We start from the raw sequence: 19,664 nt of genomic DNA, 5'->3' as shown, positions 1-19,664 counted from the left end.
CGGCCTGAGACCCCATCCTTGATCGAACGCAAGGCGAGGCCCCGGGTCAAGGATCAAATCTAAGCCGGCTCCCCCGCCGCCGCGGGGCTTCACCAGGGCACGCGCGCCTGCGCGCCCTTCTGCCCACCGGGCTGGCTCGAGACCGGGAGAATTCCATGCGCGTGGCCGTCTTCAGCGCCAGACCCTACGATCAACGCTTTCTGTCAGAAGCCAACACCGCCTTTGGCCATGAGCTGACTTATTTCGATGTCCACCTCTCGCGGGAGACCTGCCGGCTGGCGGCGGGGTTCGAGGCCGTCTGCGTCTTCGTCAATGACGAGCTGGATGCTGAGTTACTGCAGGAGATGCAGGGGCAGGGCCTGCGGCTGGTCGCCCTGCGCGCCTCAGGCTTCAACAATGTGGATGTCGCCGCGGCCAAGGCCTGTGGCGTGGCCGTCTGCCGGGTCCCCGCCTATTCCCCCCATGCGGTGGCCGAGCACACCCTGGCCCTGATCCTCACCCTGAACCGCAAGACCCACCGGGCCTACAACCGGGTGCGGGAAGGCAATTTCGCCCTGGATGGCCTGCTGGGGTTTGACCTCAAGGGCAAGACGGCCGGGGTGGTGGGAACCGGCGCGATCGGGGAGATCGTCGCGGAGATCCTGCAAGGCTTCGGCTGCAAGGTGATCGCCAGCGATCCCAATCCCAGCGCCGCCCTTCAGGCGCGGGGCGTCGTCTATCGGTCGGTGGAGGACCTGCTGCCTGACTGCGATATCGTCAGCCTGCACTGTCCCCTGACGCCGGCCACCCGGCACCTGATTGATGGCCCCGCCATCGCGCGGATGAAGCCAGGGGTCATGCTGATCAACACCAGCCGTGGGGCCGTGGTCGATACCGTCGCGGTGATCGCGGGCCTCAAGAGCGGCGCGGTCGGAAGCCTGGGCCTGGATGTCTATGAGGAGGAGGCGGGCCTCTTCTTTGAGGACCGCTCGGCGCGTTTCATCGATGACGACGTCTTCGCCCGGCTGCTCACCTTCCCCAATGTGCTGGTCACCGGCCACCAAGCCTTCTTCACCCATGAGGCCCTGAGCGCGATCGCCCAGATCACCCTGGCCAATATCACCGACTTTGAACGCCATGGTCGCGCGACCCATGAAGTGTCGGTGGAGCCAGCCCCGGCCAGGCCGTGACGGCGATTCTGGCCGCCCTGCCGCTCATGGCGGTGGTGGGGCTGATGCTCGGCCTGAAGTGGCCAGTGGCCTATGCCGGCGGGGCGGGGCTCGCCCTGGCCCTCGTCCTGGCGCTCTTGATTTTCGGATTGGGCCAGGCGCCAACCGATCCCTTTGGCCCAGGGGGCATGACCCTTGGCGCCCTGCTGGAGGCGGGGTTCACCAGCCTCTCCATCCTCTGGATCATCTTTCCGGCTCTGGTCCTCTATGAGTTGCAGGCCAGGTCTGGCGCGCTTTTCGTCCTGCGCGACGCTGTGGCCAGGGTGTCGTCGGACCGGCGGACCCAGGTCGTCCTGGTGGCCTGGTTCTTCGGCGTCTTCATGGAGGGCGCGGCAGGTTTCGGCGTGCCGGTGGCCCTGACCGCACCATTACTCGTCGGCCTGGGCTTTTCGCCGATTCGGGCGGTGGTCCTGGCCCTGGTGGGACACGCCGGGGGTGTCTCCTTCGGCGCCCTGGGGACGCCGGTTCTGGCCCAGGCGGAGCTTATGAACGTGGCCGCCGGGGTCATCGGACGCGAGACGGCTCTTGTGAATGCAGCCCTCGGCTGGACGCTGCTCGGCGCCCTGATCTGGCTGGCGGGGGACAGACCTCCGGCTCTGCGCGACTGGCTGATGGGGGCGGGGGCCGCGATCTGCTTCTACCTGCCCTTTCTGGCCCTGGCCCTTTGGGTGGGACCGGAGCTTCCGACGGCCGGGGGCGCCTTGATCGGAGGGGGCGTCTTCGCCCTGATCACCGCCCGGGCCCAACCGAAATCTGACGTCCCGGCGCTCTCAGGACGTGCGGTGGTCACGGCGCTGCTGCCCTATGGGGCGATCGTCATCCTGGTCATGGCGACTCGGCTGATCGACCCTGTCGCGCAGGCCCTTCAGGGTCTGGCCATCAGCTGGTCCCTCGGGGGGACCTTCGCCGGGCGGCTGGCGCCCCTCTATCACCCCGGCGGGGTGCTGGCCCTGGGTCTGATCCTGGGTGGCCTCGCCCAGGGGCGCAGCATCGGGGCCTTTGCAGAGGCCGCGACTGCGGCGCTCCGTCGCCTCGGACCAGTGGCCCTGGCCCTGTTTGTGATGCTGGCCCTGTCACGCATCATGGTTCATTCGGGAATGATCAGCGCCCTGGCCGGCGCGGCCGCGGGATCAGTGGGGGTCTGGCCTTTCCTGGCGCCGTTTGTGGGCGCCCTGGGCGCCTTCGTCACCGGTTCGGCCACCGCGTCGAACATTCTGCTGACCCCGTTTCAGGCCGCCACCGCTCAGGCCCTCGACTTGCCTCAGGTCAGGATGGCGGCGGCCCAGGGGGTCGGGGCCGGTGTGGGCAACATCATCAGTCCGCACAACATCATCGCCGGCGCCGCCACCGTTGGTCTCAAGGGCGGGGAGGGGGCGGTGCTGCGTCAGACAGCCCTGGTGTGTCTGGCCTATCTGGCGCTCGCCGGCGTGTTCATGCTTTGGCTCAGCTGACGGTGGATCAGCTTCTCGGCCTCGACCACCAGGAGCAGGACTACCCCAAGGCCGATGATCACCAGACCATCGGCAAGGGCGACAGGCGCGGTTCCGAACACGGTCTGAAGCAGGGGGACATAGGTGAGGGCCAACTGGGCGGCCACCACGAAGCCGACCCCCATGAGCACGGCGGGCGTGCCCAACACCCCCTGCCAGGTCAGGGAGGCGCCGTGCACATAGCGGATGCTGAACAGATAGAAGATCTCCATCACCACCAGGCTGTTGACGACCATGGTGCGGGCGGTCTCCACCGACAGACCCTTGCCTACCGCCCAGGCAAAGACGCCAAAGGCGCCCGCGACCATCAAGACCGAGACGAAGGCGATCCGCCACAGCAGCCGGCCTGACAGCAGGCGCTGGTGGGCTGGCCGTGGGGGGCGCCGCATCACCCCAGACTCCGGCGGCTCGAAGGCCAGGGTCAGGCCCAGGGCCACGGCGGTGATCATATTGATCCACAGGATCTGGACCGGCGTCACCGGCATGGTCAGGCCGAGCAGGAGCGCCAGCATGATGGTCAGGGCCTCGCCGCCATTGGTGGGCAGGGTCCAGGTGATGACCTTGGTCAGATTGTCATAGACGGTGCGACCTTCGCGAACCGCCGCGACGATCGACGCGAAATTGTCGTCGGCCAGGACCATTTCGCTGGCCTCCTTCGCCGCTTCAGTCCCCTTTCCGCCCATGGCGACGCCAACATCGGCGCGCTTGAGCGCCGGGGCGTCATTCACCCCGTCGCCGGTCATCGCGATGACCGAGCCGTCCGCCTGCAAAGCCGACACCAGCCGCAGCTTGTGTTCGGGCGTGGTGCGGGCGAACACCGTCGCGGCCTGGGCCTCCCTGTGGAAGTCGTCCTCCGACAGGCCGTCCAGGTCCTGTCCTGTAAGGGCCCGAGGCGCCTCATCCAGACCGAGTTGCATCGCGATGGCCCGAGCCGTCGCCACGTGGTCGCCGGTGATCATCTTCACCCGTACGCCAGCGGCTCGACACTCCGCCACCGCCGCCATGGCCTCAGGCCGGGGCGGATCGATCAGGCCTACGAGACCCAGCAGCGTCAGGTTGGCGGCCACATCGGCGGCCGAGACGTCGCCACAGCCCTGGGGCATGTCCCGGCGGGCGAGGGCCAGAACCCGTTGACCGCCAGCGGCCAGGTCCTCGACCTGGGTCCGCCAGTGGGGGAGATCCAGGGGTTCTGGCCCATTGGCGCCGGCCACGGTCGCGCACATCTCCAGAACCTGCTCGGGCGCGCCCTTTACATAGGCCACCGGCGGGCGGCCCTCGCCGCCATTGAGGGTGGCCATGTAGCGGTGGCGGGTCTCGAAAGGGATTTCGTCCAGGCGGGGCCAGGTGGTCAGAGCCGCCGCCGGGTCCTGGCCAGCCTTGCGCCCGAGGGAGATCAAGGCGCCTTCCATGGGATCGCCGTCAACCCGCCAGCCGGCCTCGGTCTGGGACAGCCGCGCGTCATTGCACAGGAGGGCGCCTCGGGCGAGCTCCTGCAGCACTGGGTCGGCTCCCGGGTCGATCTCCGCGCCGTCCAGCCTGATCGCGCCGGTGGGGGCGTAGCCCGAACCCTCCACCTGATAGACGCCCGAGGCGGCGACCACCTTGCTGACCATCATCTCGTTGCGGGTCAGGGTGCCGGTCTTGTCTGAGCAGATCACCGACACCGATCCCAGGGTCTCCACCGCCGGCAGCCTGCGGATGATGGCGTTGCGCTGCGCCATCCGCTGGACGCCAATGGCCAGGGTGATGGTCATCACCGCGGGGAGGCCTTCAGGAATAGCCGCCACCGCCAGGCCCACCACGACCATGAAGGCCTCGCTGATGGAATAGCCGCGCACCAGATGGGCGAAGGCGAAGACCAGGGTCGAGGCGGCCAGGACGGCGATGGTCACCTGCTGGGCGAAGCGGTTCATCTGACGGACCAGGGGGGTGGTCAGTCGCTCCACCGCGCCAATGAGGGTGCTGATCTTTCCGAGTTCGGTGTCGGCGCCGGTGGCGGTCACCACCCCGACCCCTTGGCCGGCGGCCACGAAGGCGCCTGAAAAGGCCATGGAGTACCGGTCCCCAAGGGCGGCGTCAGGGGCCACGGGTGCGACGGCCTTGTCGGCCGGCACGGATTCCCCCGTGAGCAGGGCCTCGTCCATCCGCAGGTTGCGGGCCTTGATCAGGCGCACGTCGGCCGGCGCCCGGTCACCGGCCTCCAGCAGGACCACATCCCCAGGGACCACCTCATCAGCGGTGACAGTGAGACGCGCGCCGCCGCGAATGACCGAGGCGTGAGGCTCGATCATCCCCTGGATCGCCTCCAGGGACTTTTCCGCCCGGCCCTCCTGGATGTAGCCGATCAGGGCGTTGGCCAGCACCACGGCAAAGATCACCACAGCATCAGTGAGATGTCCGATCATCGCCGCCAGCAGGCCCGCGGCGATGAGGACGTAGATCAGAAGGTTGTGGAAGTGCCGGAGGAAGGCGAGCAGCCGGTTGCGCCCCTTGCCCCGGGGCAGCGCGTTGGGTCCGTGGGTGTCCAGCCGGCGGGCCGCCTCGGTCTCGGAAAGGCCGTCAGCTGCGGTGTCCAGGAGATCAAGCACGGCCTGGACCTCAAGGGCGTGCCAGGCCTCATCTTGGCGCAAGGCCGCAGCGCGGTTCGCCTGCGCCGGGCTCGGGATCTTGGGCGGCGACTGGGGCATGGTCTGTCCTTGTAGGCAGGGCGTGCGGATAGGGCAGGGCGTCCTCGTGTCGGGCGGCGGGTCTTGGCCTCGAGATCGCCCTACACGTTGGAGGGTTATAGTCACGCTCGCCCTGGCAAGCGAGGCCCGCTGAACTTGACTCTGTCAGGTGCGGCCGTCATACACCGCCCCTTCACACCGGCGGGCGACTGCGCGGTGCGAAGACCATTACGGGTGATACGGGCCCCGCCGTTGAGATCGCGCCTCCACTCTCGGAAGCGCCGGGCCGTGTCGATGATGAAGAGTGTTCATGACCAAGCGTCATTCCGCCAAGTACAAGCTCGACCGCCGTATGGGCGAAAACATCTGGGGCCGCGCCAAGTCGCCGGTGAACCAGCGCTCCTACGGCCCGGGCCAGCACGGCCAGCGCCGTAAGTCCAAGGTTTCCGACTTCGGCCTGCAGTTGCGCGCCAAGCAGAAGCTCAAGGGCTATTACGGCAGCCTGACCGAAAAGCAGTTCAGCCGCACCTATAACGAGGCCGCCCGCCGCAAGGGCAACACCTCGGAAAACCTGATCGCCCTGCTGGAATCCCGCCTGGACGCGGTGGTCTATCGGGCCAAGTTCGTGCCGACCGTCTTCGCCTCCCGCCAGTTCGTGAACCACGGCCACGTGACCGTGAACGGCAAGCGCGTCAACATCCCGTCCTATCGCGTGAAAGCCGGCGACGTGGTCGAGGTGCGTGAGCGTTCGCGCAACATGGCCCTGGTGCTGGAAGCCCAGGCGTCGGGCGAGCGCGAGGTCCCCGACTACATCGAAGTCGACGCCAAGGGCCTCTCGGCCAAGTTCATCCGCGCCCCGGAACTGGCCGAAGTGCCTTATCCGGTGAAGATGGAGCCGAACCTGGTCGTGGAATTCTACGCCTCCTAAGGCGTCGACAATCCCACCCAATCGAAGGGGCCTCGGAGCAATCCGGGGCCCTTTTCATTTTGTCCCTGTCGGGTGTGGCCACGGTTGCCCCCTGCGCCCATCGCCCCGATAAGTCCGCCCAACGCAGGGCGCGCGCGGCGCCCATCCTCGCGAGGGGCTATGAACGAGCTTCGCGACGTCTACATCACCGGGGTGGGCGCGCACCTGCCAGGGCCGCCTGTGGCCTCTGCGGCGATCGAGGATCACATCGGGCGTATCGGCGGCCGGGACAGCGCCCTGGGGCGGCGGGCCTTGCGGTGGAACGGCGTCGAGACCCGCCACTACGCCCTTGACGGCCAAGGACGCCCGACCACGTCCAACGCCGCCATGTGCGCCGAGGCCGTCCGCGCGGCCCTGGACCATGCGGCGCTCACGCCGAACGACTTGAGCTTCCTCGCCACGGCCACCACGCAAGGGGACTATCTGGTCCCCGGCCACGGCTCAAATGTCCATGGGGAGTTGGGTGGGGGGCCGTTGGAGCTGGCCAGCTTCCAGTCGGTCTGTGGTTCGGCCCTGATGGCGGCCAAGTCAGCCTGGCTGTCGGTGCGCGCCGGCGAGCACGACATCGCCGCCGCCGGCGCCAGCGAATTCTCATCCCGCTGGTTCCGGCCCGCCTTCTATGAGGGTTCAGCCCTGGTGGACGCCAAGGGCCGGCTGCGACCTGAGGCCGACTATCTCCGTTTCACCCTGTCGGACGGCGCAGGCGCGGTGGTGATGGAGCCTTCGCCGCGGCCCACGGGCCTGTCCCTGCGGGTACGGTTCATCGACCTGATCTCGCTGGCCGACCGCTTCGATCCCTGCATGTGGGCCGGCGCTGCGCCTGAGACACGGGCCGATCCGCTTTCCACCTGGGCCTTCTCAGGCCCGCTCGCCGCCCACGCCCAGGGGGCGATCGCCCTGCTGCAGGATTTCGAGCTGCTCAAGCGCGTCATCCGCGCCTGGGTGGGCGTCTACCTGCAGAAGGTGGAGGAACGCCGAATCGAGCCAGCCAGGATCGACCACCTGCTCTGTCACTATTCGGCCCGGTCCCTGCGCACCGAGATTGAGGGCCTGCTGGAAAGCACCGCCGGGATGATCCCCCGGGACCGCTGGTTCTCCAATCTCAGCACCGTGGGTAATGTGGGTTCGGCCTCCATCTGGGTGATGCTGGAGGCCTTTCTGCGATCGGGTCGCCTGTCGCCAGGCCAGCAGGTGCTCTGCGTCGTGCCGGAAAGCGGCCGCGCCCTTGTGGGCTTCATGTTGCTGGAGGCGGTGGAATGACCGGGGTTTCGGATGTCCTGCGCCAGCTGACCATCGTCTTCACGGAGTTTGAGGGACGGCTGGAGCAGACGCCGCTGATCCGCAAGCTGACCCGTGGCCGCTTCGACCTCGCCGATTACCACGCCTTCCTCATTGGCCTGCGTCAGCAGGTGGCGGACGGGGCGCTCTGGATGTCGCGGGCGGCGTCCAATATCGGCGAGACACACCTTGAGCTTCGCTCCACCCTGATGCGCCACGCGGTCACCGAGCACAGGGATTTCCGGCTTCTGGAGGCTGATTACGCCGCCTGCGGCGGGGATCTGGCGGTGATCCGCGGGGCCGAGAAAAACTTGGGCTCCGAGGCCCTCTCGGCCTGGATGTTCCACGAAGCGTCCCGGCCCAATCCCTTCGGCCTGCTGGGCGCCATGTGGATCATCGAGGGCCTGGGCTCGATCAAGGCCGCCGAATGGGGGCGATTGGTTCAGCGACGCCTGAACCTGCCCGACGAGGCTCTGCGCTTTCTGCTCTATCACGGTGAGAATGACGTCGAACACATCAAGGAGTTCGAGGCCATGTTGGCCATGGTGCTGCCTGATCCGATCGTCGCGGCGAGAATCGTGAAGACCGCCCGGGTCACCGCCAGGCTCTACGCCTTGCAGATTGAGGAGATCACCGGTGACTGAGGCGGCCTTTGACCTGTCGACCTATGACCCGCGCGACCCCAATCCGTGGCTGGCCCTCTATCTCGACCAGGGCCTGCCGATCGCCCCGGAGGCCAAGATGGCGCTGCTGCGGGGCAATGCGTCCTGGTCGCGGCGGTGGCTGTTTCCCGTCAGCCGGCCGCTGATCTTCATCTTCTTCGTGCTGGTGAAGATCGCCCGCGGGATCTCGCCACATCGACCCAATCTGAACGGCGCCTTGCACAGGTTGATCCACTGGGGCCTGCGGACCTTCTGCACCCCGGAGGCCAACACTCTGATTCTGCGCCACTTCCATGTGGGCACCGAGCTGCTGGCCTTCATCAAGGGCAATGCCGGGCCGGTCCAGGTCGAAACCGTCCCCTTGCGGCCCCGCACGCTGAAGGACCTGGAGGACAACGTCTTTCTCCAGCACGACCTCAACATCTTCAATTTCATCATCCAGCTGGGCGCCAGCCTGCGCGCCCAGGGCCGTGACCTGGCGCCTGTGGAGCGGCCCGATTTCTCGATGATCTCGGACGGGCCGTTCGAACTTGGTGAACTGCCGAAGGGCCCGCTCAACTTCGCCGACGTGCAGACGGCGATCGAGGCCTATACGCCGCTCTACGCCCTGCTGTTGCCGCGGGCCGATTTCGTCCGGGCGGCCCAGTCTCTCCAGCTTGATGAGACGGTGGCCATCTATATCGGCAAGATCCTGGGGACCGACTACCACATGTCCTTCGTGAAGAACGGTCATCCGCTGGTGCCGCTCTCGACGATCCAGGCCGGCCAAAGACTGATGCTCCACGGCCTCGACTGCGAGGCCCTGCATGGCTGGCTGCGGCTGCTCAAGCAGCGGCAGGCTGCGGGTCTGCCGCTTGATCCCCGCAATCCCCTGTCGGGCGCGGACCCCGCTCCTCAGGCTCTGGATGCTTCGGCACAACTGGCCTAGGCCGGAACCCCGCAGGCGCGAGGTTGCTGGCTTGCCTCATGATGGAGCAGGTTTGCTGCGCGCCGAGGCTGCGACCTACAAGCCCAGTTGACCCCGCGGCGCAGCCGGACTATTGCGGCCCTTCGGTCCGGGCCCCTCTGGTCGCGACGACGGTTGCGATGATGTCGGATCTTTACTCTCCAGGCGCGGACGCAGCGCCGTGACTATGAGAGGTGCGGGGTCCGATGGACGCTCTCCTGCTATTTTTCCAGACGCCGTTTCTCGGTCAGGCCACCTGGCTCTGGCTGATGTTCCTGGGGATCGTGCTCACGGTCCTGACCCTCGACCTGGGGGTGTTCAACCGTAAGGACCATGTCATCGGTCCGGCGGAGTCGGTAAAGGCGGCCTCGGCCTATATCGCCCTTGGACTGAGCTTCGGGGCCTGGATCTGGTTCGATCTGGGGTCGGAAAAGGCGGTGGAATACTACACCGGCTATCTGCTCGAGCTGACCTTGGCGCTGGACAATGTCTTCGTCATTTCGCTGATCCTCGCCTATTTCGCCGTACCCCGGGAGCTGCAGCATCGGGTGCTGTTCTGGGGCATCCTCGGGGTGATCGTGTTGCGGGCGATCATGATCGGCCTGGGCGCAGCGCTCGTGGCGAACTTCGCCTGGGTGCTCTACATCTTCGCCGCCTTCCTGCTGTTCACCGGCGCCAAGATGCTCAAGGAATCCTTCGGCGCCGACGCTGAGGAGGCCAAGGACCTCAGCGGCAATGCGGTTCTTAAATGGCTGCGGACACGCCTGCGCGTGACCGACGACTTCCAGGGCTCGCGGTTCTTCGTGCGCCAACCGCACCCGGTCAACGGCAAGCTGGTGCTGTTCGCCACGCCCCTGTTCCTGGCCCTGGTGCTGGTGGAGATCGCCGATCTGGTTTTCGCCGTCGACTCGGTGCCGGCCATCTTCGCCATCACCCAGGACCCCTACATCGTCTACACCTCCAACATCTTCGCCATCCTCGGCCTGCGGGCGCTCTATTTCGCCCTCGAAAACGCTGTGCATCGGTTCCACTACCTGAAGGTGGCCCTGGCCCTGGTGCTGGTGTTCATCGGTCTGAAAATATTTGCTGGCGACCTGTTCTTTGGCGGCAAGTTTCCTGCGCCGTGGTCCCTGGGCATCACGGTGACCCTGCTCGCGAGCGGGGTGATCTTCTCCCTGCTCAAGCCCAAGCACCCCAAGGGGGGGATCGAGGGGGCCGGGTCCTGATCCTGGCGAAACCGCCGTCGGCCTGCCAAGCTTGGCCTGGCTGACGGAGGCGCCCATGGACATCGATCCCGAACTCGCCCGCACCCTGGGCTTCCCCAAGCTGAAATATGCCTATGTGGAGCGCGAACGGCGGTGGCTCTGTGCGCGGCTGCCAGACGTCCAGGTGGTTTCCGCGGACGCCATCACGGACCTCTATATCGACGGCTCTCGCCTAAGGCTGCGGGAGGCCCGGCCCCTGGATGGCGGGCCGGTGATGCGCCGCCTGGGGCGAAAGGGCGATGTGGACGCCACCCATCGGCTGATCACCTCCATCTACCTCTCGGAGGCCGAGTACGCCCTGCTGGCCGATCTGCCTGGGCGGCGTATCAAGAAAGTCCGCCATCGCCTGGCGCCGATCGCAGGGCGAACCTTCGGCGTCGATGTGTTTGGGGGCGACCTGGAAGGCCTGGTCCTGTCCGAGCGAGAGTTTGAAAGCGATGAGGAGATGGCCGCCTGTCCCCACCCGCCCTTCGCCCTGCGGGAGGTGACGCAGGATCCGCGCTATGCTGGCGGCTGGCTGGCGGCGCACGGCCTTCCCCCCGAAGTGTGACCCAAGCGGCCTTTTCCCCTCGGCCCAGATGTGGCCGAGTACGGCCATGACACGCCGCTTCCTGATGATGGCCTCGGTCGCCTTGCTGGCCGGCTGCGCCACGGTTCCGCCACCGCCGATTCTCGCCCCGTCCGGCCACCCCTTGGGAGAGCTGGAGCCGCTCTACGCCGCCGACGCGGGACGGCGGGAGCTGACCATCAAGGTGGCCTCCAACGGCTGCACCACCAAGGCCGACTTCGCCTTCTATGTGGAGCGGCGGGGCGAGGCGGTGACCCTGGCCTTTGGCCGCACGCGGGTGGATGGGTGCCAGTCTCTTGGGGTCGGCCATGTGGAGCTGGCCTTCAGCTATGCGGAGCTGGGCCTTGAACCCCGCGATCCGGTGTTCCTGCTCAATCCCCTGGTTCCCTGGCCCGGACTCTAGCCGAGCCGAGGTCGCGCCCGGCGCGCACGCCAGGCCCGCCTCGCGCTGATGACCGCCAGGATCAGCAGGACCGCGACAAGGCCGGCCACGCCGAAAGCGATAAAGGGCAGGAAGACCGCCAGCAGGCTGAGCAGGCCAGAGAGCACGTCTTCCACCATAGACAACACTGGATTGCCCAGGCCCCCGGTGGTCGCCGTGGAGATGGGCCGGGCGGCGGCGCGGCCGCCATGGAAGCCGCCGGCGATCACAAGCCCGGCGATGGCCGCGAGGGCCGGATGCAGATCGCTCAGCACATTCTGCTGGCTGGCGAAGAGGACGGCGCCGGCCACGGGGCTGACCAGGGCGCCCAGACCGTGCCAGGCGGTGTCCACCACCGGCACCTTGTCGGCGATGAAGTCGACCACGGCGAGGAGGGCGATGGCGCCCAGCACCCAGGACTGGGTCAGGACGTCAAAGGGCTCGGCCAACCTTATGAGATCGGTGTAGCGGGCCACGAGGCCGACCGTGAGCAGGGGCACATAGGCGTTGAAGCCCGCCGCGCTGGCCAGGCCGAAGGCCGAGAAGAGACTGGCGAAACCGTCCATGAACCGCCTCCTAGGCCGCCATCATGGCGCAAGCGGCGCCATGCGCGAAGCCTCAGCCGAACCGGGCGACCAGTTCAGGCGGCACCCGGCGCGGACGGCCGCTTGCACGCTCGATCAGGCACCAGACCGTGCGGACCTGGGCGCACATGGCGCCGTCTGGGCCGTCAATGCGGACAAAGCGGTCAAAACGCGGACCCTCGGCCTTGTCCGACACCCAGGTGCGACCCAGGGCCGTCTCTCCGGGCAGCAGGGCGCGGCGATAATCCACCTCGTGACGCAGGGCCACCCAGGCCAGGGCTTCAGCCTCTTGCGGGCTGGCGGCGGAGTCCCAGTGGGCGATGGCCATGTCCTGGGCCCAGCCCAGATAGACGACATTGTTCACGTGGCCATTGGCGTCGATATCGTTGGCCGATGGCGTGAAGTTGCGGGAAAAAACCTGACGGCCCGCCGGGGGCTCGAACGTCCGGCTCACGCGGCCAGGACGCCCTGCTCGCTGAGGAAGGGCTTCAGTTCGCCGTTCTGGAACATCTCGCGGACGATGTCACAGCCGCCGATGAACTCGCCCTTCACATAGAGCTGCGGGATGGTCGGCCAGTCGCTGAAGGTCTTGATCCCGTCGCGCAGGGAGTCGTCCTGCAGCACGTCGACGCCGACGAAGTCCACGCCCAGGTGGTCAAGGATCTGAACGACCAAGCCGGAAAAGCCGCAACGGGGCTGTTCGGGCACGCCCTTCATAAACAGAACCACCTGATGGTCCTGCAAGGTCTTGGCGATGAAGTCGTGGGCGGGATCAGTCATGGCCTCGCTCATGGGAACGGCCTTTCGAAGGAGTCAGGATCTTAGGTCACAGAGCTAGGGAGGCCAGGCCCCCTGGTCAATAGCGCCTCAGCCGGCATGCGCGTCGTTGGGCGTGTCGATCCGCGCCATTTCGATCTGCGCCGCTAGGCCTGTGGGCAGTTCACGATCAGGCACAGCAGCCAGACGCTCAATCACCTCGGTCCTGTGAGTTTCAATCTGGACGCAGGCCAGGGCGGGCTCGGTCAGGGCATAGGCGAGGCAGAGTTCGTCGGCCTCCCAATTGCGGGTTTCATGTAGGAAGCCATAGGCGCCGACCGTGGCGGCGGTGGGACCGCTGCGGCGAAAGAGCGAGGGCCTGGTCCCCGCCTGGGCCGGCGGGCGGCAGAGGGCAGGCGGGAAGGCGTCAAAGCCGGTGATGGACATGTTCCGTTGCGCCGCTTCGCGGATCCGCCGGCGAATGGCCCAGCCCGAGGTCAGGTTGAATGGCGAGGACAGGGAGTCGAAGGCGCCGGTCGCCACCGCCTGGTCCACCAGATCGCCGGTTCCCGCCACGCCGATCTGCAGGGCCAGCCCGGCCGCGCGCACGTCGTCAAGCATCCGCGCCCCTTCGGCGGTGAGGGTGGCGTAGGCGGCCTCGTCGATGGTGAGCAGGTCGAAATAGCCGGCGCCCGACTGAGTCAGCCCCATGCGCACCGCGGCCTCGATGCTACGGGCGTCGGTGGGGGTGCGGCCGTCGCCGCAGATGCGCCAGGCCACAAACAACAGCCGCCGCTCGACGCTTTCCAGAGCGTGTCGAAAACCGGCCGCCAGAGCCTCGACCCCGGCCTCCAGCTCAAAGGCGTTGATCCCGCATTCCATGGCGCCGACCGTCAGGCCGCGCCAGGCGCCGGCGGGCTGCGTCTTGCCATGATCGCGCAGCAACAGGCTGAGCGCCGAGACCGCCTTGCCTGAAATGCCGAACGGACGGTAGCGCATCAGCAGGCCGCCTAAGCTGGAACGGAAGTCTCAAGGGCCAGGGCGTGCAGTTCGCCCCCCATCTTGCCCTTCAGGGCGGCATAGACCAACTGGTGCTGGCGCACCCGGGGCAGGCCCTTGAAGGCGGCCGAAACAATACGCGCACGGTAATGGTCCCCGTCGCCGGCGAGATCCTCAATGGCGATCTCTGCGTCGGGGAAGGCCTCGCGCAACGAGGTTTCCAGTTCGACCTGGGTCATGGGCATGGGCGAACGCTTTCTTTTGACAGGGTTTATCGCCCGAAAAGGATTAACGCTCCTATAGCGCGACCGCCACCGGCGAGGGGGCCTGACCTCGAGCGCCGAAGGACGGCTGACACTGGGGGACCGGTTCGGCTATCCCTTGTCGGCCGATCTGTCGCAGCCGACCCGCCTGTTCGCCGGTCATACCCCTGTGACACAAGGCGCATAATCTAGCGGACCATTTCAGAGACATTCTTCTCCGATCCACCACAGGGGCCAGAGATCAAAGCGTTCGAGCGGGACTACCCCGACCACACCGAGACCCTGGGCTATCAGCATGGCGACGAGCCGCCGTGCAACAGCTCAGCCAACCGCAACTTCTATGAGGTCATGGAGGCCCGCGTCGCCCGCCGTGGCGTCCTGATGGGGGGCTTGGCCGCCCTGGTCACGGGCCTGGTTGGGGCCCCGATCACCGCCCGGGCCGCCTCGACACAAACGAGGACAGGGCTGCTGGGCTTCAAGCCTGTCCCGGTCAGCTATCAGGACAAGGTTGTCGTTCCCGAGGGCTACAGCTTCCACCTGCTGGGCGAGACCGGCACGCCGATTTCCGGCGACATGCCCGCCGCCCGTCCCGGCGCCAATACCGGCGCCGAGCAGGAACACCAGATCGGCCAGCATCACGATGGGATGCACTTCTTCCCCATAGGGGGCTCTTCGAGCGACGGCTTCATCGTGGTGAACCACGAATATGCCGAACCGCGCTTTCTGCATGCTGAAAAACCCAACTATAAGGGCCAGCCCTTCCACACCTATCGCGTCGCCTATGACGCTGATGGCAAGCGCGATGACGACGAGGTGCGGATGGAGATCGCCGCCCACGGCGTCTCCATCTATCGCACCACCCGCCAGACCGACGGGACCTGGGCCGTGGTCGCCGACCCGCGAAATCGCCGGATCACCGCCGGCACGCCCGTTCAGATCAGCGGCCCGGTGCGGGGCGCGCCCCATGTTCGGACCCGGTTCAGCCCCGATGGCGCGATGACCCGCGGCACGCTGAACAATTGCGCCCACGGGGTCACCCCCTGGAACACCTACCTGGCCGCCGAGGAGAACTGGGCGGGCTATTTCGCCAACACCGACCAGATTGATCAGAAGCCCGACCTGCCGCGGGAGCATGCCCGCTACGGGGTTTCCACCAATCCTCAGGGGGGGCGCTACGGCTGGCATCTGGCGAAGTCGGGCGCCGACGAGCACGTCCGCTTCAACGCCTCCGCCACGGGCGCCTCGGCCGTCGACGACTATCGAAATGAGCCCAACACCATGGGCTGGATGACCGAAATCGACCCGTTCAATCCCGACGCCGCCCCGATCAAGCGCACCCATCTGGGCCGCTTCGCCCATGAAGGCGTCGTGTTCGCCCCGGTGATCGAAGGCCAGCCGGTGGTCTGCTATTCGGGCGACGATTCACGGTTCGAATATATCTACAAGTTCGTCTCGGAAGGCGTCTGGGCTCCGGGCCAGACCGATGGCTCCATCCTTGATCGCGGCACGCTCTATGCGGCGAAGTTCAATGATGACGGCAGCGGCGAGTGGCTGGCCCTGGCGCCTGGCCGCAACGGGCTGACACCGGCCAACGGTTTCGCCGATCTGGCCGACATCCTGGTCAATACACGTCTGGCCGCCGACCATGCCGGAGCGACCAAGATGGACCGCCCGGAATGGGGCGCGGTCGATCCCAGCACCGGCGCGGTCTTCTTCACGCTGACCAACAATGTGCGTCGCACCCAGGCGCAGGTGGACGCGGCCAATCCTCGGGCGGTGAACCATTTCGGACAGATCGTGCGCTGGTCCTATGCCGGCGGCGATCACACCGCGGCCAGCTTCGCCTGGGACCTGTTCGTGATCGCCGGCGACGCCAACGCCTCCCGCATCGCCACCGGCGAGGCGCTGAACGACGACAACATCTTCGCCTGCCCCGACGGCCTGTGGTGCGATGCGGAGTCCAGGCTCTGGATCCAGACAGATATGGGCGATCTTGGCCCAGGCTATGAGGGGCCCCTCAAGGGCTTTGGCATGAACGCCTTGCTGGCCGCTGACCCGGCGACGGGCGAGATCAGGCGCTTCATGACCGGTCCCTGGGGTCAGGAATGCACCGGGGTCGTCAAGACGCCGGACGGGAAGACCATGTTCGTCAATTTCCAGCACCCCGGCGCCCACGCCTCGGCTCAACAGTTTGCGGCCGGCGACTATGGTTCGGGCTTCCCGGACTACAGCGGCCGGGCGCCCCGCTCGGCCACGGTGGTGATCACCAAGGACGACGGCGGCGTCATCGGGACCTGAGGCGCAGCCAGCCGCACCCGCCGCTGCAGGAGGAGTGACGCTGGCGCGGCGATCGCGATCGGCCGCGGGCGCCCTGGCCCTGTCTCGCCTCAGCGTTGCATCCATCGCCCGTTAAGCTAGGCTGTGCGCGGGGAAGAGGGGCGATCATCGTGGACACTGAAAAGCCGGCTGTCTGGCCGGGGTTCTGGGCGCGCCTGGGGGCGTGGATCATTGATCTGGTGCTGGTCGCCGCCGTGTGTTTCGGGATCGGCTGGCTGGCGATGGACCTTGTCTCTAGCTTGGGGCCGAAGGGCCGCCTGATCGGGCTTGCCATCGGCGTCGCCTATTTCGGCGTCACAGCCAGCGGCTTTGGCGGCGGGCAATCCCTCGGCATGCGGCTGCTGGGCTTGAAGGTCGTGAGCGTTTCAGGCCGGCCCTTGGGAATGGTCGTGGCCCTGGCGCGCGCCGCCCTGCTGATCACGCCAGTGATCCTGAATGGTCTGATGCTCAACGTCCCGTCCACACTGTGGGCCTTGGTCCTGGGCGCCCTGCTCATCACCGCGATGGCTGGCCTGAGTCTGGCGCAGGTCTATCTGCTGATCTTCAATCGGCCGACCCGCCGACTGGTTCACGACCTTGTCTTCGGCTCGGTCATGGTGAGGGCCAAGGTGACGGAGTTCGAGGTTCCGCCGGGGCGGCGCCACGCTGTGGTCGCTGCGGCGATCCCCGTCGCCATCTTGGCCATTTTCATCGCCCTGCTGGTGGCGCCTACCCCGTGGAAGCCGAACCTCGGCGCAGCCTCAGGAAAGCTGTTCCCCGTCATCGACGCCGTAAACGCCATTCCGGGGGTCAGTGGCGCGGCGGTCAGGGACAACACCACGACCTTCTATCCCACCGAGGGAACTCCCACCGTTAATCGGAATCTGGTGGTGTCCGGCCGGGTCGGCGTCTGGCCGGAGGAGCCTGATGGGGTCCTCGCCCGGATCGGGGCGGCGACCGTGGGCGTCTACGAATTCGCCCCAGATCAGGGTCTGACAGTCATCCTCGTGCGAGGCTTCGATCTGGGGTTCGCCACCTACTCCTGGGGCGAGAGCCGCGCCTATTCCACGACCTGCGTCGCCGCCGACGTGACCTGCCTGAAGCCCTGAGCGGTTGATCAGAAGATCAGCGACTGGTGGGCGCCGATCCCGGCCATGACGCCGGCGGCTGAGGCCAGAGTGGCGTTGTGCATGGGGCTGGCGGCGTCGCCGGCGCTATAGACCCCAGGCGTGGTGGTCAGCTGGCCGGCCTCCAGCTTCACATGTGGACCGGTCATGCCGTCTTCGAAGGCGCAGCCTAGCTGGGCGGCCAGGGGACTGACGGGCGCGGTCTTCGGGACGGTGAAGATGGCCTCCAGCGGCGCGATGCCGCCGTCGGCCAGGCGCACGCCTGAGATGGCCAGACCCTCGCCCAGAACCTCGACGATGGCCATGGTCTCAACCGTCACACCCCTGGCCTCGAGCTTCGCCGCCAGTTCAGCGTCCACGGGGACCATCCCTTGGGTGAAGAAGGTGGTGGGACCCCAGTCGGGCAGCATCAGGGCCTGATGGCTGGCCATGGGGTGGTTGGCCAGGACTCCGATCCGCCGGTCGCGGACCTCATAGCCATGGCAATAGGGGCAGTGCATGACGCTCTGGCCCCAGCGTTCGGCCAGGCCGGGAATATCGGGCAGGGTGTCGGCGACCCCGGTGGTCAGGACCAGCCGGCGGGCGGCGTGAACCTCGCCGTTCTCGAGGGCGACCTCGAACCGGTCGAGCTCGCCCGCGGCGGACACCGCCTTTCCATGGACGAAGTCGACGGTCGGATAGGCGCTGAGCTGGCGCAGGGCCTCGCGCATGATGGCGGCTGGCGCTGCGCCGTCCTGTCCGAGGAAGCCGTGGGAGGCCGCGGCGAAGCGGTTTCGCGGCAGGCCTGCGTCCACCACCAGGATCGGCCGGCGCGCCCGGGCCAACTGCAGGGCCGCCGACATGCCGGCGAAGCCGCCGCCGATGATGATGACGTCATAGGACATGGGAGTGTTCCTCAGGGGCGTCGGACCCATTCACGACGCTTCATAAGTTACATGATGGGGTCGGCCGGCCCGTCATGCAACTCCTGCTGTTTCGGGAATTGTCGGCTATGTTGTGGAAAGACCCGGAGACCTTACGCCATGCGAAGCGACAGCCGCCTTTCGCGTATGCTGCACGCCCTGATCCATATGGACCGGCACGACGGCGCCATGACGTCGGAGCTGTTGGCCCAGATGCTGAAGACCAATCCTGTGGTGGTCCGCCGCACCATGGCCGGCCTGCGCGACCAGGGGATTGTACGCTCTGAGAAGGGCCATGGCGGCGGCTGGGCGCTGAACCGCACCCTGGCGGAGGTGAGCCTGCTGGACATCTACCGGGCCCTGGGCGACCCGCGCCTGTTCGCCATCGGCCTGGCCGACGATGACCCCCGCTGCCTGGTGGAGCAGGCCGTCAACGCCGCGGTCGCCGACACCCTGGCCGCCGCTGAAGCCCTGGTCATCGCCAGGTTCGGCGAGGTGACGCTCGCCGATATCGCCCGGGACTTTGATGGGCGGTTCGCCGCGGTGATGGCGGAGGCTGGGGTCTGAGCTGGGCTCATTGCCGTCCTTCGGAGAGTCCGCTGTCGGGCAGGAGCCTCAAGCGTGCGGCCGATCACCGAGTTGGGCTCGTCGCGGACACTCGGATGGTCTGCTTTCCGGTAATGTTGGATGCGAAGAAGGGGGCCACGTTGGCTCCAGCCCCCTAAGTTAGTTCTCGAAAAGTAGCTGTGGTTGCCCGCTGGGCCCCTCAAACAGGAACCCTCGGCCGAATACCAAGCCATCATGCGATCTCATAGGTCGCAAAGATTGGAGATAGAGGGTTAGTTTTACTTGAGTTTATCGAGAGGGCGGCAACAATAGCGGGAAATTAGGGGGCGAACGCTATGAGGGAGCAAACGGCAATTGGATCGGTTTGGCGACGGTGGGACCCCCATGTCCACGCTCCTGGTACACAGCTCAACGACCAATTCTTGGGTCCGGATGCGTGGGAAAACTACTTGGCCAAATTGGAGGCCGTCACCCCGGCGCTCGAAGTCATTGGCCTCACGGATTACTACAATACCGACACCTACGAGCGTCTGAGGAAGTCGAAGGAGGAGGACGGGCGCCTACCCCACTGCAGGACGCTGTTTCCCAATATCGAAATGCGATTGGGCTTGGGCACAGCCGCAGGGTCATGGGTCAATGTTCATCTACTAGTATCACCCGATGATCCAAACCATCTGAA

At 66.7% G+C, this 19,664-nt stretch carries 20 protein-coding genes; 13 read left to right on the top strand and 7 right to left on the bottom strand.

The window, feature by feature from the left end; translation table 11 throughout:
* Positions 1-155: 155 nt before the first annotated feature.
* Both Q7V15_RS04485 and Q7V15_RS04480 read left to right on the top strand, forming a co-directional pair.
* Complete coding sequence (locus Q7V15_RS04485; protein ID WP_304754108.1) at positions 156-1,169, top strand: 2-hydroxyacid dehydrogenase; 1,014 nt, start codon at positions 156-158, stop codon at positions 1,167-1,169.
* Positions 1,166-2,659: an L-lactate permease gene (locus Q7V15_RS04480; protein WP_304754106.1), complete on the top strand. Its 1,494-nt coding sequence runs from the start codon at positions 1,166-1,168 to the stop codon at positions 2,657-2,659. Before Q7V15_RS04485 ends, Q7V15_RS04480 begins: the two co-directional genes overlap by 4 nt.
* Here Q7V15_RS04480 and Q7V15_RS04475 read toward each other — a convergent pair.
* Complete coding sequence (locus tag Q7V15_RS04475) at positions 2,617-5,385, bottom strand: cation-transporting P-type ATPase (protein ID WP_304754104.1); 2,769 nt, start codon at positions 5,383-5,385, stop codon at positions 2,617-2,619. The two genes, Q7V15_RS04480 and Q7V15_RS04475, sit on opposite strands and share 43 nt — an antisense overlap.
* Positions 5,386-5,674: 289 nt before the next feature.
* Here Q7V15_RS04475 and rpsD point away from each other — a divergent pair, with 289 nt between their 5' ends.
* From rpsD to Q7V15_RS04440, 7 genes are all read left to right on the top strand, one after another.
* Positions 5,675-6,292, top strand: coding sequence for a 30S ribosomal protein S4 (gene rpsD / locus Q7V15_RS04470; RefSeq protein WP_304754103.1), 618 nt, complete (start codon positions 5,675-5,677; stop codon positions 6,290-6,292).
* A 159-nt stretch (positions 6,293-6,451) separates the two neighbouring features.
* Positions 6,452-7,591 carry a beta-ketoacyl-ACP synthase III gene (locus tag Q7V15_RS04465; protein WP_304754101.1) on the top strand — a complete coding sequence of 380 codons (1,140 nt, stop codon included), beginning with the start codon at positions 6,452-6,454 and terminating at the stop codon, positions 7,589-7,591.
* Positions 7,528-8,253, top strand: a complete 726-nt coding sequence (locus tag Q7V15_RS04460) for an iron-containing redox enzyme family protein (protein ID WP_304754110.1) — start codon at positions 7,528-7,530, stop codon at positions 8,251-8,253. The genes Q7V15_RS04465 and Q7V15_RS04460 overlap by 64 nt, the downstream gene beginning before the upstream one ends.
* Positions 8,246-9,199, top strand: coding sequence for a hypothetical protein (locus Q7V15_RS04455; RefSeq protein ID WP_304754099.1), 954 nt, complete (start codon positions 8,246-8,248; stop codon positions 9,197-9,199). Before Q7V15_RS04460 ends, Q7V15_RS04455 begins: the two co-directional genes overlap by 8 nt.
* A gap of 224 nt (positions 9,200-9,423) precedes the next feature.
* Complete coding sequence (locus tag Q7V15_RS04450; RefSeq protein ID WP_304754098.1) at positions 9,424-10,443, top strand: TerC family protein; 1,020 nt, start codon at positions 9,424-9,426, stop codon at positions 10,441-10,443.
* Positions 10,444-10,498: 55 nt separating this feature from the next.
* Positions 10,499-11,032, top strand: coding sequence for a hypothetical protein (locus tag Q7V15_RS04445; protein ID WP_304754097.1), 534 nt, complete (start codon positions 10,499-10,501; stop codon positions 11,030-11,032).
* A 46-nt stretch (positions 11,033-11,078) separates the two neighbouring features.
* Positions 11,079-11,453 (top strand): hypothetical protein, encoded by a 375-nt coding sequence (locus tag Q7V15_RS04440; RefSeq protein ID WP_304754095.1) that lies wholly within the window; start codon positions 11,079-11,081, stop codon positions 11,451-11,453.
* Here the strand turns inward: Q7V15_RS04440 and Q7V15_RS04435 are convergent.
* The 5 genes from Q7V15_RS04435 to Q7V15_RS04415 all read right to left on the bottom strand — a co-directional run bounded on the left by Q7V15_RS04435 (position 11,450) and on the right by Q7V15_RS04415 (position 14,055).
* Positions 11,450-12,037, bottom strand: coding sequence for a DUF4126 domain-containing protein (locus Q7V15_RS04435; RefSeq protein WP_304754094.1), 588 nt, complete (start codon positions 12,035-12,037; stop codon positions 11,450-11,452). The two genes, Q7V15_RS04440 and Q7V15_RS04435, sit on opposite strands and share 4 nt — an antisense overlap.
* Positions 12,038-12,089: 52 nt before the next feature.
* Positions 12,090-12,509 (bottom strand): thioesterase family protein, encoded by a 420-nt coding sequence (locus tag Q7V15_RS04430; RefSeq protein WP_304754093.1) that lies wholly within the window; start codon positions 12,507-12,509, stop codon positions 12,090-12,092.
* A complete protein-coding gene (grxD, locus tag Q7V15_RS04425; protein WP_304754092.1) occupies positions 12,506-12,847 on the bottom strand; it encodes a Grx4 family monothiol glutaredoxin in 342 nt (113 codons plus the stop codon). The genes Q7V15_RS04430 and grxD overlap by 4 nt, the downstream gene beginning before the upstream one ends.
* Positions 12,848-12,922: 75 nt before the next feature.
* On the bottom strand, positions 12,923-13,810 hold the full coding sequence (locus Q7V15_RS04420) for a hypothetical protein (protein ID WP_304754090.1): 888 nt from the start codon (positions 13,808-13,810) through the stop codon (positions 12,923-12,925).
* A gap of 11 nt (positions 13,811-13,821) precedes the next feature.
* Positions 13,822-14,055, bottom strand: coding sequence for a BolA family protein (locus Q7V15_RS04415; protein WP_304754089.1), 234 nt, complete (start codon positions 14,053-14,055; stop codon positions 13,822-13,824).
* 366 nt (positions 14,056-14,421) lie between these two features.
* On the opposite strand from Q7V15_RS04415, the gene Q7V15_RS04410 reads away from it, so the two are divergent.
* Both Q7V15_RS04410 and Q7V15_RS04405 read left to right on the top strand, forming a co-directional pair.
* A complete protein-coding gene (locus Q7V15_RS04410; RefSeq protein WP_304754087.1) occupies positions 14,422-16,371 on the top strand; it encodes a PhoX family phosphatase in 1,950 nt (649 codons plus the stop codon).
* 149 nt (positions 16,372-16,520) lie between these two features.
* Positions 16,521-17,498, top strand: coding sequence for an RDD family protein (locus Q7V15_RS04405; protein ID WP_304754086.1), 978 nt, complete (start codon positions 16,521-16,523; stop codon positions 17,496-17,498).
* An 8-nt stretch (positions 17,499-17,506) separates the two neighbouring features.
* Here Q7V15_RS04405 and Q7V15_RS04400 read toward each other — a convergent pair whose 3' ends face one another.
* Complete coding sequence (locus tag Q7V15_RS04400) at positions 17,507-18,400, bottom strand: NAD(P)/FAD-dependent oxidoreductase (protein WP_304754084.1); 894 nt, start codon at positions 18,398-18,400, stop codon at positions 17,507-17,509.
* A 138-nt stretch (positions 18,401-18,538) separates the two neighbouring features.
* On the opposite strand from Q7V15_RS04400, the gene Q7V15_RS04395 reads away from it, so the two are divergent.
* Both Q7V15_RS04395 and Q7V15_RS04390 read left to right on the top strand, forming a co-directional pair.
* On the top strand, positions 18,539-18,985 hold the full coding sequence (locus tag Q7V15_RS04395; RefSeq protein ID WP_304754082.1) for an Rrf2 family transcriptional regulator: 447 nt from the start codon (positions 18,539-18,541) through the stop codon (positions 18,983-18,985).
* A gap of 449 nt (positions 18,986-19,434) precedes the next feature.
* Positions 19,435-19,664, top strand: a 230-nt coding sequence (locus tag Q7V15_RS04390; protein WP_304754081.1) for a hypothetical protein, incomplete at its 3' end; no start/stop codon positions are given.

Origin of the sequence: Phenylobacterium sp. (assembly GCF_030651755.1) — a bacterium.
In the GTDB taxonomy this organism is placed as follows: Bacteria; Pseudomonadota; Alphaproteobacteria; order Caulobacterales; family Caulobacteraceae; genus Phenylobacterium.
The sequence above is the reverse complement of the archived record's forward strand: the minus strand, read 5'-3'. Positions and strand labels throughout refer to the sequence as shown.

Coding starts and splice junctions, on each gene's coding strand:
- Q7V15_RS04420 (WP_304754090.1), bottom strand. CDS start 13,810: ATGCGCTACCGTCCGTTCGGCATTTCAGGCAAGGCGGTCTCGGCGCTC.
- Q7V15_RS04415 (WP_304754089.1), bottom strand. CDS start 14,055: ATGCCCATGACCCAGGTCGAACTGGAAACCTCGTTGCGCGAGGCCTTC.
- Q7V15_RS04485 (WP_304754108.1), top strand. CDS start 156: ATGCGCGTGGCCGTCTTCAGCGCCAGACCCTACGATCAACGCTTTCTG.
- Q7V15_RS04450 (WP_304754098.1), top strand. CDS start 9,424: ATGGACGCTCTCCTGCTATTTTTCCAGACGCCGTTTCTCGGTCAGGCC.
- Q7V15_RS04410 (WP_304754087.1), top strand. CDS start 14,422: ATGGAGGCCCGCGTCGCCCGCCGTGGCGTCCTGATGGGGGGCTTGGCC.
- Q7V15_RS04440 (WP_304754095.1), top strand. CDS start 11,079: ATGACACGCCGCTTCCTGATGATGGCCTCGGTCGCCTTGCTGGCCGGC.
- Q7V15_RS04435 (WP_304754094.1), bottom strand. CDS start 12,037: ATGGACGGTTTCGCCAGTCTCTTCTCGGCCTTCGGCCTGGCCAGCGCG.
- Q7V15_RS04465 (WP_304754101.1), top strand. CDS start 6,452: ATGAACGAGCTTCGCGACGTCTACATCACCGGGGTGGGCGCGCACCTG.
- grxD (WP_304754092.1), bottom strand. CDS start 12,847: ATGAGCGAGGCCATGACTGATCCCGCCCACGACTTCATCGCCAAGACC.
- Q7V15_RS04395 (WP_304754082.1), top strand. CDS start 18,539: ATGCGAAGCGACAGCCGCCTTTCGCGTATGCTGCACGCCCTGATCCAT.
- Q7V15_RS04475 (WP_304754104.1), bottom strand. CDS start 5,385: ATGCCCCAGTCGCCGCCCAAGATCCCGAGCCCGGCGCAGGCGAACCGC.
- rpsD (WP_304754103.1), top strand. CDS start 5,675: ATGACCAAGCGTCATTCCGCCAAGTACAAGCTCGACCGCCGTATGGGC.
- Q7V15_RS04400 (WP_304754084.1), bottom strand. CDS start 18,400: ATGTCCTATGACGTCATCATCATCGGCGGCGGCTTCGCCGGCATGTCG.
- Q7V15_RS04445 (WP_304754097.1), top strand. CDS start 10,499: ATGGACATCGATCCCGAACTCGCCCGCACCCTGGGCTTCCCCAAGCTG.